Source organism: Prosthecobacter sp. (assembly GCF_049294395.1).
GTDB lineage: Bacteria > Verrucomicrobiota > Verrucomicrobiia > Verrucomicrobiales > Verrucomicrobiaceae > Prosthecobacter.
Map to the genome: position 1 here is coordinate 1 of NZ_JBAQCR010000331.1, position 12,357 is coordinate 12,357.

A 12,357-nucleotide genomic window follows, 5' to 3' on the forward strand; every position below is an offset into this window, starting at 1 on the left:
TGAGCCGTTTTGAAGCTGCAGAACGCCCAGATTGACGGTGGTTGGACCAGTGAAAGTGTTCGTGCCGCTCAAAAGAAGCGTTCCTGCACCATTTTTGACCAGTGAGCCGCCGACACCCGTGTCAGAGATCGCGCCCGAAATGGTCGTATTGTTGGTGCCATCGACCGTCAGTGCCTGGCCTGACAGATTGACCGCAGAGCCCACATTCAGCCCCCCCAATGGGACAGCCCCTGAATCCCACGCCTGTCCTGCGCCCAGAGTGATGCCCGTACCACCAAAGCCAATTGTCTGCACGTTGGCCGAATTGTTGATGATGCTTCCCGTGAGAGTAATGGCATTCCCAATAAGATTGAAAGCGCCCGCACCTAGATTGAAGGTGAGGCCAGCAGCGGTGGCCGTGGCGTCATTCGACGGGGTAAGGTTCACAAGCCCCCCAAACTGAAGGCCAATGGCATAATTCGGCACCGTGTCAGCGCCCCAGTTTACGTTATTTGACCACAAGGCGTTCCCGCCACCACCATCCCAGACTTGGTCCGCTTTTACCTGCTGGCAAAGGCTGCTGAGGGTCAGCAGAGCTACGGCTGAAAGACCCCAGCAGGAGCCCTTGTTTCCCCATTTATTTTTTTTCAATGTGAGTGTGTTCATGATCACGTATTTGATGTTTGTTTGGTTAGTTTCGAGTTGAGCGTTCGGGTTTCTTTCCGCACGTTCGGGGCTGCATAGGTGAATCGTGATCACGGTGCCATGGGGTGAAACCCTACTTGTCTTCCGTTTGTCGCTGATGCGTCCGTGCTCAGAAATCAGCGCCTGGCACGTCAATTACCACGAGCCTGAAAGGCAGGGTGAAGTGAAAAGGGTTGCTGCTCGCGAGATGGTTGGGAACAACCACTTGTGTGCGATCAAGGCCCAGGCTTGTTAACCGCTCTCCAGCTTTACTTTCCTTCTGGAATGATGCGCAGGACATGGCTGGCTTTGCTGGCGCACCAGCAGCCGCGTTTGAAGGGGCGCAGTTGGATGCCGTTGGGGATGACCACGCCGTTGCAGACTTTGGTTCCGGTGCCTGTGCTGTTTTTCACGAACAGCAGGTCGCCGGTGAGGAGCGTTGTTTCAAAATCCACGTAGCGGGCAGGAAGCTCGATGCGCTTCTAATTTGCGGCGTCCTGCCAGTCGCGGTACGACACGCTAACCTCTTCCTTCCATTCGCCGCGTGGTCCTTGGAGCAGATCGCCGATCAACTCCTCCTCTTTGAAGGTGAATTCGACCTTGTAGGGTGATTTCTAATCAGCCGCACAGTGCGATGATACAGACTATGAGGCGGTGGAGGTGGCTGGCCTGCATGGTCGTGCAGAAACGCCACGATGGTCATTTGCTTGCATCAAGAAAATCACACACGGCCGCCGCCATCACGGCGACGCCGGTTTTGAGACTCTCTTCATCGCAGTCGTACATGGGCGTGTGGCCGCCGTAGGTCATGCCTTTTTCCTCATTCGCCACGCCGAGACGGAAGTAGAAGCCGGGCACGACCTGCGCGAAAAAGCTGAAGTCTTCGCCACCCATGCCGGGGATGAGTTCAATGACGTTCTGCTCACCGACGATGCGTTTGAAGGCAGGCAGCGTGGCCTCGATGAGCTTGCGGTCATTGAGAATGCTTGGGTAGGTTTTGCGGTACTCCATCTCGTAGGTGGCGCCGTGGGCTGAAGTGATGCCTTTGAGGATGCGCTCCATCTGCTCGATGATGCCGTCACGGAATGCGGCATCGTAGGTGCGCACGGTGCCGCCGAGTTCGACTTTCTCCGCGACGATGTTCTCGCGGTCGCCACCGCTGATGGTGCCGATGCTGATGACGAGCGGCTGGCGGGTGTTAGTCTGGCGGCTTTTGATCATTTGCAGCGCCATGATGGCCTCTGCGGCCACGGCGATGGCATCCACGCCTTTGTGCGGCGCGGAACCGTGCGCCATCTTGCCATGAATGGTGATGTGGAAGCGGTCGCTGTTCGCATTGTCGATGCCGGGTGTGTAGCCGATCTGTCCGGCCTTCAGAAAATGCACGGCATCATCCGTGACTCCCGCAGGCTGCACCACGGCTGTGGTGTGGAGGCCGAAAACCGCCGCAGGCTTTGGATTTTCCATCGCGCCTTCAGCCACCATGAGCTTGGCACCCCAGTCGCCTTTGAAAGTGGCGGGCATGGCTTCTTCAGCGGGCTGAAAGAGGAACTTCACGCTGCCTTTGATTTGATCGCGATGCTTGGAAAGGAGATCAGCCACGCCGAGAGCGCAGGTCACGTGCACGTCATGGCCGCAGGCATGCATGACGCCGGGGTTTTGTGAGCGGTAGGGCACGCTGCGCAGTTCCTTGATGGGCAGGGCATCCATGTCCGCACGCACGGCCACGCAAGGGCCGTCCTTGGCGCCTTTGAGAAGCGCCACCACGCCATGCTTGGCCACGCCGGTCTTGATGTCGGTGAAGCCGAGCTCCTTCAAGCGATCCGCCACCAGCTTCGATGTGCGCACTTCTTCGTTCGGGAGTTCGGGGTGCATGTGAATGTCCCGACGAATTTCCACGAGATGCGGAAACATTTCCTCGATGCTCTTTTGGAAGAGGGCGTCACGGGGGGCAGCGGCGAAGGAGGAGGCGCAGAGGATGAGAGGAAGGATGAAGTGCTTCATGGGGACAGGCCTTACCTTTGCGCCACTCCTGCGGTGATTTCCTTGGCGTTGGTGCGCAGGATTTCGATGCCGTTGAGGATGGGGGCGCTGGTGGGAGATGTGGGAATCAGCTCCAGCATGAGGTTGTCGGTCACCGGAATGTTTTCAAATTGCTCCACGATGGCTCCTTTGCGGGTGGCGGGGTCAAAGGCTTTTAGCACGACCTTGTCACCGAGCTTGACGTCGAAGACACGCTGTCCGGGCTGATCGTCTGGCAGCGGTGCAAACATGAGCTTCACTGTGTAGGTCGCGGACGGCTGGCCTTTGGCGAGAAGCGGGATGTCGAGCTTCGTCAGTTCGCGCAGACCACTCGTGAAGATCCAGGGAGTGTCGTGGCCGGAGATGGAAGGGCTTTCGGAGTTGAAGGCATACGCGCCGCCGGTTTTGCTGGTGTATTGCGGTTTGAAGTCCAGCGGCAGATCGATGCCCGCACGGCTGCTGGGGCGTGGGTAGCCGAGCCAGAGCTTGCCGTGTGCATCGCGGCGGTCTCCGGGGGCTCCGAGATTCAAAGCCATGTGCTGCACAGGCAGAGAGGGGCCGTCGGCGCTGTAGACGCCCCAGTTCATGCGGTCTTCACGTGGCTCAAACACCACCGTGCTGGCGATGGAGAAGAGGCAGACGCAGCCCGCGCTGGCCTCGGGGATCATGACGAGACCGTTGGCGGGGATGGTGTTGATCCAGCAGCCGAGACGATGACCGGCAAAATGCTCGGTACCGCTGTCGCTGTCGCGATCATAGAAGGCGGTGAACTTGGAGCGGAAGAACATCATGTTGGGGGTGGCCGAAATCGCGCCGCAGTGGTGACCGGGGCGGGCGAACATCCATGCGGACTCCTCGCCGGTGATGGGATGTTTGCGCGTCTTCTGCGTTCCGGTGTAAAGATCGTAGCTCCAGGGTTCGGCGATGATCTCGTTGTCGATCACCACCGGGCGGTGGCGGTAGTTCGCGTCCTTGGCCCAGACTTTGTCGCCTTTGTTTGCATCCAGCACAACGAGGCGACGGCGTTTGAACTCACCGCTCAAGAACTGCTCCCAGTAGTGGCCGTTGGCGTTGGCGCCGCCGAGCACGAGATGGCCGTTGTGATACATGAGGGTCAGGGCACCGCCGCCAATGCCGATCTCGCTGCAGTCCGTCACATCGACGGGTTTGGCCCATTGCTGGACGCCGGTGGCGGCATCGAGCGCCACGGCCATGCGCAGATCGTTGTTTTTCACGCGGTCCTCGGCCAGTTCACGCTCCTTGCCGGTGAGTTTGGCGAGGGCGGTCTTGTCCTCTGCCAGCATGAGGGCGCGCTGCTCGGGTGTGAGCGAGGCATCGATGAAGAACAGGCGGCCATCTCCGATGGCGATGCTGACGTGGGAGATGTGCTTGCCCTGATGTGTCCATTTGAGCGCACCCGTTTTCACGTCGAAGGCAAAGATGCGGTCGGTCGAAATCGAGCCGCTCTTGCCACGGCGTGCCACTTCCGCCGCCTTTTCAACGCGTTCAGTTTCGGTGCCATAGAGCAAGCCATCCTGATAGGCAATGTAGCCCCACTGCAGATCCTTTTTGGTGCCTGCGCCGGGGATTTTGAGGGTGCGCACGATCTTGCCCGTGGCCGCATCAAACTGAATACACTCATCCTCCATGAGCATGAAGAGGTAGTCGTCGCTCGCGGCCATGTTGCCGGGTTCACGGGCATTGTAGACGCCGATGCGCATGGCCCCTGGGTTCTTGGTCTCCCAGAGAAGCCGGCCGTTGTAGGCGTCATAGGCCATCACGCTGTCTTCTCCCTGCACAAACAGGCGGCCGTTCACCGAGAGCGGCCCCACGGCTCCGTCGTGACGATTGACCACTTTGCCGGGGCCGGGATCGCCGTACCAGAGCACGCTCAGGCCGCCTTTGATGCGGTGGTCGTCGGTGCTCGAAGTGTTCGCTGCATTGCCATACTGGTGAGACCAGGAGCTCGCGCCAGGAAGGGAGGAACGCGTGAGCACGCTCCAGCCATCGTTGCTCGAAACGGTGGCTTTTTCATCCGTCAGTTTTGTTGCGGCGAGCCAGGTTGCGGTTTGGGGTGTCGCCTTGAAGCAGAACTTGCCGCCAATGGGCTTCAAGTGCCGTGCGACATCTGCAGGTACACCCAGCGGCTCTGAGCTGTCGCTCACGATCAAATTCGCGCAGTAGCTTGAATACGGCATCACCGCGAGATCGAGGTGATCCACCGTGATGCGGGTGCCGTAGAGGCCCGTGGCGAGGAGTTCCCGGCGTGCGGCGGCGACTTTTTTCTCATCGGCATCGACACCGAAGATCACGAGTTCGCTGCGTTTGGCGAGTTCATAGGCGAGCTTTCCTTGATCGTTGCCTAGCACGATGCAGAAGCCTTTGGTGATACCGGTTTGTTTCAAGATGGCTTCTGCTGCTTCTGCATGGGCTTTGTCCGAAGGGAAATCATTCGGCTTCTTCTCAGCGATCATGTCTGCTGCTTTGGTGCCAAAGACGTAAATGCGGCCCGTGGTGGTGCTGACGACGAGATGACCGTCTGAGGCAGCCAGACCACGCGCTTCGCCATCCAAGGTTGCTTTCCATGCCTGCTTGCCGGTTTCGGCATCAATCGCGATCACTTCACCTTTTCCGCCTGCTATGACGGTTTTGCCCGCGATGATCAGTGCGGATTGATGAGGTGTATCGAGCGACCATTTGACACCGGCATCCGTGGATGCGGCCAGGTCGGCCTTGTGTTTCGCGATCTCGTCCTGCTTTGCTTTGTAGGCAATGCGCAGCGGTTCGTATTTCTCGGCGATGGCGGCGAGATCCGCCTGGGCCGTGGCAAAGGCCGCAGGATCGTCCTTCACCTTGCGCGCAGCGGCTTCGGCTGCCTGGAACTTCTTTGCTGCGGCGACCGCAGGATGTTTTTTCAAATCGGCGCTGAGCTTGGAAATGGCCACTTCATGGCCGTGGCGAATGCGTGTGCCTTCGGCGTGCTTGGTGCGGTCCACGGCGATGATTTTGGTGCCATTCGCCATGTAGCCCATGTCGCCGGTCAGGGTCATCTGTGTGCCTGCAAACCAGGCATAGCCGGATTTCTGCTTCTCCTGATCCAAGGCAAGGATGTGATGCTCTCCCACGGCGTAGATTTGATCGTCGGCGAGGAATGCCTGTGTGCCGCCGATGGGGCCGCCTGCATCGCCACGCCAGCCGGGTTCGGGTTTGGCGATGAGTTCGCCTGTTTTGCGATCAATCGACACCGCGAGTGATCTGCCGGACGGCACGAAAAGAATGTCCTTGGTCGCAAGCAGGTAGCCCTGGGGGGAGAGGTCGTTGCGGCCTGCGTCCTTCTCGCTGATCGCATCGTTTTTCCAGATGATCTTCCCGGTGGCCGCCTCGACGGCGTAGATGAAGACCTTCTCATGCGGAAACACGCCAGCGCCGAAATAAGCAATGCCGTCATCGACCAGCAACCCCGTGCGCACCGGCCAGCGAGAGATCATGCGGCCACGGGCGAGGATGCGTTCGTCGTGCGGTCCAGCGCGCAGCTTCCACACAAGGCTGCCGGTCTGGGCATCGAGGCAGTAGGCGTAGCCGTCATCGGAACCCACATACACTTTTCCCGCAGCGATGGCAGGTGCCAGACGTACCGGGCCATTGGTGAAGAAGGACCACAGGTCCTTGCCAGTCGCGAGATCCCGGCAGATCACGCGACCATCCACGGATGAGCCAAAAAAGATCTTCCCTGCGCTAATGGCGACCTGAAACACCTCGTCAAAGCGAATGCGGTTCAGGGTTACGTGACTTTCAAAGACTCTGCCATCCTCACCGGCCCAGGCCATCTGCGGTGCGGAGGCGGATTCAAAGGTCCATGCGGACTGCAGAGGGAGCCGGATGTTTTCCGTGGTCGCTCCGACGCGTGAGGCGTCGTGCAGGTAGGTCGGCCAGTCGGCGCTGGCGGTGGAAAGAGCAAGCAGGAGGAGCAGGAGCGGTCGCATGATCGAACTAAAACGCGCATGGGATGCGAATTCATCCAAAGTGCTGCGTATTGTGCGGTGCCCATGCTGCGTCGTCTTGTCCTCATCCTCCTCTTGTGCGCGACCACTGCGTTCGCATGCTCCGTCCCGGTGTTTCGTTATGCACTGGAGCATTGGGCTGCAGATCCCTACCGGGTCAGCGTGCCGCATGGAGTGAAATTGGAGGGCAACTTCAAGGTCACGTTCGGCGCTGCGCAACGCATTGAACTGCGGCAGCCGCTTATGATGCGGAACGATGAGGTGATCTGGTCCGCGGATTATACCGAGGCGAATGCCAAGCTGCTGGTGGATTCACCGGCGCGGCAGCAGATCGCGGAGAGACTCGCCAATGGCGAAAGCGCCGTGTGGGTGCTGCTGGAATGTGGTGACAAGACGAAGGACGCTGCGGCGGCAAAATTTCTTGATGAACGCCTCGAATACTTGAGCAGCGTGATGGAACTGCCGAAGCTGGACCAGCAGGATGTGAAGAACGGCCTCGTTTCGATTCCTGGCGATGGATTGCGCCTGGCTTTTTCGACGCTGAGGCTGAAACGCGATGATGCTGCCGAGAGCGCCTTCATTGCGATGCTGCTGGCCAGCGAGCCGGACTTGCGCAGCCTTAATGAACCCATCGCGTTTCCGATTTTTGGCCAGGGCCGGGTGCTGTATGCGCTGGTGGGCAAAGGCATCAAGGTGGAAACGGTGGACCGTGCGGCGCAGTTCCTCATTGGCTCCTGCTCCTGCCAGGTGAAAGAGCAAAATCCCGGCGTGGATCTCGTGATGGCGGTGGACTGGAAGCAGATGGTGAAGGCGCAGGCGCAGCCTGGGCAGCAGCTGCCGGAGCTAAGTCAGATCGCCGATCTGCTGCCGCAGACGGTTAAGATTGAGGGGCAGTCTGCACCCCAGCCTGAGCCTGACCGCTCGCGGTTGTATTGGGGCATAGGGCTTGCGCTGTTGGCTCTGATCCTCGTGCTCGGGTGGCTCAAGGGTTCGTCGCGTTGAGGTCGAGGCCCAGCTTCTTGAGCTCCCACTCCTGCGCAGGCCAGTCGATCTCTGCCGGTGTGCCCACGGGTTTTTCGTTGGCGAAGATGCCGGCGGACAGTGCGCGGATGCGGCGGTGGGTGGCGTGCTTGTCAACGAGCGGCATGCCCTGCGTTTTTGGAGAGGGGTTTTGTGCGGCCTTCTCCTCTTCCTGCCAGACGGTGGCCAACTGGTGCAGTGCGACGATGCGGTACCAGTGCCAGGGTTGTTCGCAGACGACGTTGTCGCGGCACCAGCGCCAGTTGGCGAAGCGTTCGAGCTCGGCGGGACGGACGAGGAAGCAGCGGACGCATTTGCGCCGCACCACCTGGCGGTCTTCGCAGGTCATGGCGAAGAGCCAGGTTTCACGAGGAAACGGTGTGATGGCCAGATGTCCGGCGATGTGGTTGAAGGCATCGTTGAGCAATTCAAAGCCCAGCACTCCTTCCGTGCGCAGCACCGGCTTGCGCAGGGTGGTGATGTCGGCCAGTTCTCGCACGATTTTGCGCGCGGCGGGATTGTCGTAGAGATCGTTCACCGTGGTGCTCGGCATCAGATTGCGAAAGAGGAGGACGTATTTGTCCGAGCCTGGCACGGGCGCGAGAAAGTGGGCCTGAAACAGCACGTCATCCGAATCTCCACGGCGCAGTCGGTCGAGTGATTTCAAATGACGGCGGAAGAGCAGGAACCAGCTGGCACCAAATCCGAGCAGGAAACCGATGAACTTGCCCGTGATCTCCGGCACCACGCGGTTCCATTCCAGATGACGCAGCCAGTCCGCCATCTGCTGTGCATTCAAACTGCCGGCCCATTGGACGAATTGTTCGTAGAGATTCATGTAGATGACGTAGGGGAGCGAAGACGGCGGAGGCTAGAGTTAAAACATTGTTTGGCAAGGCGTGAACATGCATTCAAAACCTGCCAGGGATTGATGATCAAGAGATCGAAATAACAGGCGGCAAACCATGGACATGACGGTGCCCGGAGCTAATGTGATGCCACATGCGAAAGGCGATTTCATTCTTCACACTTCTGATGCTGACGGTCTGCCTCAATACGGTCAGCGCGCAGGACAAACCACTGGATGCCAAGGCGGCGAAAGCGGCGTTCGACAAGGTGGATCGCGCCCTGAACGCAGCCTGGGCTGCGGCCAAGCAGGCGCTGCCGGAAGAAGAGTTTAACAAGCTCAAGGAAGACCAGCGGGCGTGGGTGGAATACCGTGATTACCTCGCGCGATCGCCCTTGTACACCGGTGCGGATGCTCAGGGCGAGCTGGCGTTGGATGCGCCGGAATATCTGGAGGCCGCTGCGGGTCTCGAAGACATGCGCACAGAGTGGCTCAAAGGTTTGATTCACGATTGGAAAGACGAAACTTTGACCGGCGAATGGACCGACAGCTACGGCGGCAGCATTGAGGTCGTGGAGCGCGAGGGGCATCTGCATTTCATCATCCAATGCGTGCGCGGCCCCACCTCGCATGTGGGCGGGCTTTCGGGCATTGCGGTATGGAATTCAAAAATTGGCTGGTTCAGCGACAAGGGGCGGGACAAAGAGAAGACCGATGAGACGAATCTCAGTTTCATCCTCCGCGACAAGAAGCTCGAAGTCATCGGTGCGAATACTGGTTACTATCATGGTGCACGCGCTTATTTTGATGGCAGCTATGTCAAAGTGAAAGCACTGGACGCGAAGGCGCAGGCGAAGATTGTCAAAGCCGCGAAATCAGGCGACCTGCCGGAAGAATAAACTCAAACCACGAACTCATCATGCACGCCGCCGGCCCCAAAAATCCGCTCCATGGCATCACCCTTCAAATGATCGTCACGCAGCTCGTCGAACACTACGGCTGGGAGATGCTCGGCCGGATGATTCCGATCAACTGTTTCAACTGGCAGCCCAGCATCAAGTCCAGCCTCGTTTTCCTCCGCCGCACACCGTGGGCGCGTGAGAAGGTGGAGGCTCTTTATATCGATTCACTGCCGGATATGCAGCCGCAGGCCCTGCCGCAAGTAGAAGGCGATGAAAGTAGCCCGGTTGCGCCGCAACCGGAGTGATAAGAATTCCAGTTGCGGCGCAACTGGACTACTTTTTCACAGCCGCTCCACCTGCTTCAAGTGCTCTGGCGGCGGATGGTTGGCATCCACGTCATGGATTTCCACCACGCGGCCGTCGTCCATGTTGGCGATGCGGTTGGCGTGGTGAAAGATGCGATTGTCGTGTGTCACGATCAGCACCGCGCGATCTTTGCCGCGCGCCACGTGTTCGAAGAGTTCCATGACCACGTGGCCGTTCTTCGCGTCCAGTGCGGCGGTGGGCTCGTCGCAGATGATGAGCTGCGGCTCATGCACCAGCGCACGGGCGATGGCCACGCGCTGCTGCTGCCCGCCGGAAAGTTGTGAGGGGCGGTTTTTGCAGCGGTCTCCCAGACCCACCTGATCCAAAACTTCCTTCGCCCGCTTTTCCGCCTTGGATGCTCCCACGCCTTGAATCAGCAGCGGCACGCTCACGTTTTCCGCGCAGGTGAGGGTAGGAATGAGATTGAAGGACTGGAAAATGAAACCGATGTGCCGCGAGCGGAAACGCGTGATCGCCGCCGTGGACATCTTGCGCAGATCATGGCCGAATACGGTCAACTTCCCTGCATCCGCCTTGAGGGTGCCGGCGATGATGCTGATGAGCGTTGTCTTGCCGCAACCCGACGGCCCCACCAGCATGGTGATGTCTCCACGGCGCACTTCCAGATCAATCTCCTTCAGAACCTGCAGCCGGGAGCCGCCATCGCCAAAGCTTTTGGAAATGCCCTTCACATGTGCTGCGAGCTGGGTGGTTTCAGGGGAGGTCATTTCGTGGGGATTCTACGCAGTCTTGATGCCTGCGGTTGCCTTTCAGTTCAAGTCAGGAGTGCACACAAGACTCATGATGAGCTGAAGCGCTTGAAACTTTCGCTGCTTTCCGGTTGTTTACTGCGCTCTCATTTCACCTATGAAGTATCGCACTCTGATCTCTCTCCTCGCCCTCGTCGCTTGCTCCGCTGGAGTCCAGGCTGCGCCGCCCAAGGCCCCGAAGCTTGTTGTCGCGATTCTGGTGGATCAGTTGCGCTACGACTACCTGGACCGCTTTCATCATCAGTTTGTCGAAGGCGGGTTCCGCGAGCTCACGGACAAAGGTGCCTTCATGACCTTCGCCCAGTACAATTATTATCCCACTGTCACCGCACCGGGGCATGCGAGCTTCTTCAGCGGCAGCTCGCCGATGATGCACGGGGTCATCGGCAATGACTGGTTTGACAAGCGCAGCGGCGCCATGATGTACTGCGTGGAGGATTCCAGCGTGACGGGCGTGGGCACTCAACCAGACGCGAAGGCGGGGAAGATGTCGCCGCGCAATTTCATCGGTGCGACTGTGGCGGATCAAATGCGGCTGCATTGGGGCTCCAAGGTGGTCAGCATGTCAGTGAAGGATCGCGGGGCCATCCTGCCCGCCGGGAAGAAGCCCACGGGGGCGTATTGGTTTGAGTCGGCCACGGGGAATTTCATCACCAGCAGCTACTATGAGAAGGAGCTGCCGGCCTGGGTGAAGGCTTTTAACGACAGCAAGAGGCCGGATGCCTTTGTGGGACAGACCTGGGACCGGCTGCTGGATGAGAAGCAGTATCCCATGCCGGATGCGGCCGCGGGCGAATCCCATCTGGCCGGTGAAGCGACCAGCACCTTTCCGCACAAGGTGATCAAGGAAGAGGCGGAAGGTTATGAGCCGATCCTCTCCACTCCGTTTGGCAATCAGCTTTTGGCCGAGTTCGCGAAAGCGGCCATTGAAGGTGAGAAACTGGGGCAGGGGACCCAGCCCGATTTGCTTTGTGTTTCGTTTTCCTCCATCGACTACTGCGGCCACAAGTTTGGACCCTATTCACAGGAGGTGCAGGACATCACTTTGAGGCTGGACCGGCAGTTGAAGGAGCTCTTTGCCTACCTCGACAAAAAGGTGGGGCTGGCGAACGTGGTGATGGTGCTGACGGCGGACCATGGCGTGGCACCGAATCCTGAAAATGCGAAGGAGCAGGGACTGGATGGCGGCCGTCCGCCCGTCGCTGACATGCTCGGAGAATTGCAGACCAAGGTGGTGGAACACTTCGGAGCGGGACGTTACTTTTTGTCTGCCAAAGGCAGTCTGAAGCCACGCCTGGTGGATGGAAACCTCTACTATGACCACTCTGTCTTGGACGAGAAGAAACTGGCTCCCGAGACACTCACCGCGTTCATTCGTGAGTGGGCGCTTTCCACAGGCGTGTTTCATGCCGTTTATGGCCGTGAGCAATTGCTGGAAGGCCGCGCCCCGGGCGTGATCGGCCAGCGCATTGCCAACGGGTTCAATGGCGAGCGCAGCGGTGATGCGGTGCTGATTCTCAAGCCTTGGCTGATTGCGGGCACAGGGAAGGCTGCGACGGGGACGACGCATGGTTCGCCTTTTTCGTATGACACGCACATTCCCATCATCTTCTACGGTGCGCCGTTCAAGGCGGGGCGCTATGAGGATGAGTTCAGCATCACGGACCTTGCGCCGACGCTTTCAGCGGGGCTGGGGATTCAAGAGCCGCCGGCGTGCATGGGCAAGCCGCTGGTGAGGGTGCTGAAGTGATGCGGGCACCCTTGGC

10 protein-coding genes are annotated in these 12,357 nt (G+C 59.2%); 4 read left to right on the forward strand and 6 right to left on the reverse strand.

Annotated features, from left to right (window positions below):
• The 4 genes from WAW39_RS21600 to WAW39_RS21615 form a co-directional block, all read right to left on the reverse strand.
• On the reverse strand, positions 1-738 hold a 738-nt coding region (locus WAW39_RS21600), incomplete at its 3' end, for an autotransporter-associated beta strand repeat-containing protein (protein WP_422321237.1).
• A 194-nt stretch (positions 739-932) separates the two neighbouring features.
• Positions 933-1,118 carry a hypothetical protein gene (locus WAW39_RS21605; protein WP_422321238.1) on the reverse strand — a complete coding sequence of 62 codons (186 nt, stop codon included), beginning with the start codon at positions 1,116-1,118 and terminating at the stop codon, positions 933-935.
• A 244-nt stretch (positions 1,119-1,362) separates the two neighbouring features.
• Entirely contained in the window at positions 1,363-2,667 is a 1,305-nt protein-coding gene (locus tag WAW39_RS21610) for a M20 metallopeptidase family protein (protein WP_422321239.1), read from the reverse strand.
• 11 nt (positions 2,668-2,678) lie between these two features.
• Complete coding sequence (locus tag WAW39_RS21615; RefSeq protein WP_422321240.1) at positions 2,679-6,668, reverse strand: PQQ-binding-like beta-propeller repeat protein; 3,990 nt, start codon at positions 6,666-6,668, stop codon at positions 2,679-2,681.
• Between the two features lie 63 nt (positions 6,669-6,731).
• Here WAW39_RS21615 and WAW39_RS21620 point away from each other — a divergent pair, with 63 nt between their 5' ends.
• Positions 6,732-7,688 carry a hypothetical protein gene (locus WAW39_RS21620; protein ID WP_422321241.1) on the forward strand — a complete coding sequence of 319 codons (957 nt, stop codon included), beginning with the start codon at positions 6,732-6,734 and terminating at the stop codon, positions 7,686-7,688.
• Here WAW39_RS21620 and WAW39_RS21625 read toward each other — a convergent pair.
• Positions 7,669-8,544 carry a hypothetical protein gene (locus WAW39_RS21625; RefSeq protein WP_422321242.1) on the reverse strand — a complete coding sequence of 292 codons (876 nt, stop codon included), beginning with the start codon at positions 8,542-8,544 and terminating at the stop codon, positions 7,669-7,671. The genes WAW39_RS21620 and WAW39_RS21625 overlap by 20 nt on opposite strands.
• 197 nt (positions 8,545-8,741) lie before the next feature.
• On the opposite strand from WAW39_RS21625, the gene WAW39_RS21630 reads away from it, so the two are divergent.
• Positions 8,742-9,452, forward strand: coding sequence for a lysozyme inhibitor LprI family protein (locus WAW39_RS21630; protein WP_422321243.1), 711 nt, complete (start codon positions 8,742-8,744; stop codon positions 9,450-9,452).
• A gap of 20 nt (positions 9,453-9,472) precedes the next feature.
• Positions 9,473-9,760, forward strand: coding sequence for a VF530 family DNA-binding protein (locus WAW39_RS21635; protein WP_422321244.1), 288 nt, complete (start codon positions 9,473-9,475; stop codon positions 9,758-9,760).
• Between the two features lie 36 nt (positions 9,761-9,796).
• On the opposite strand, the gene WAW39_RS21640 is transcribed toward WAW39_RS21635, so the two are convergent.
• Positions 9,797-10,549, reverse strand: a complete 753-nt coding sequence (locus WAW39_RS21640) for an ABC transporter ATP-binding protein (RefSeq protein WP_422321245.1) — start codon at positions 10,547-10,549, stop codon at positions 9,797-9,799.
• A 139-nt stretch (positions 10,550-10,688) separates the two neighbouring features.
• Between WAW39_RS21640 and WAW39_RS21645 the strand changes: the two genes are divergently transcribed.
• The gene (locus WAW39_RS21645) at positions 10,689-12,341 is read left to right on the forward strand and encodes an alkaline phosphatase family protein (protein ID WP_422321246.1); all 1,653 of its coding nucleotides are present in this window, start codon (positions 10,689-10,691) and stop codon (positions 12,339-12,341) included.
• The last annotated feature ends 16 nt before the right edge of the window (positions 12,342-12,357 follow it).

Excerpts from the sequence above, each read along its gene's own strand:
- WAW39_RS21640 (WP_422321245.1), bottom strand. The coding sequence starts at position 10,549 with ATGACCTCCCCTGAAACCACCCAGCTCGCAGCACATGTGAAGGGCATT.
- WAW39_RS21620 (WP_422321241.1), top strand. The coding sequence starts at position 6,732 with ATGCTGCGTCGTCTTGTCCTCATCCTCCTCTTGTGCGCGACCACTGCG.
- WAW39_RS21635 (WP_422321244.1), top strand. The coding sequence starts at position 9,473 with ATGCACGCCGCCGGCCCCAAAAATCCGCTCCATGGCATCACCCTTCAA.
- WAW39_RS21645 (WP_422321246.1), top strand. The coding sequence starts at position 10,689 with ATGAAGTATCGCACTCTGATCTCTCTCCTCGCCCTCGTCGCTTGCTCC.
- WAW39_RS21615 (WP_422321240.1), bottom strand. The coding sequence starts at position 6,668 with ATGCGACCGCTCCTGCTCCTCCTGCTTGCTCTTTCCACCGCCAGCGCC.
- WAW39_RS21610 (WP_422321239.1), bottom strand. The coding sequence starts at position 2,667 with ATGAAGCACTTCATCCTTCCTCTCATCCTCTGCGCCTCCTCCTTCGCC.
- WAW39_RS21630 (WP_422321243.1), top strand. The coding sequence starts at position 8,742 with ATGCTGACGGTCTGCCTCAATACGGTCAGCGCGCAGGACAAACCACTG.
- WAW39_RS21625 (WP_422321242.1), bottom strand. The coding sequence starts at position 8,544 with ATGAATCTCTACGAACAATTCGTCCAATGGGCCGGCAGTTTGAATGCA.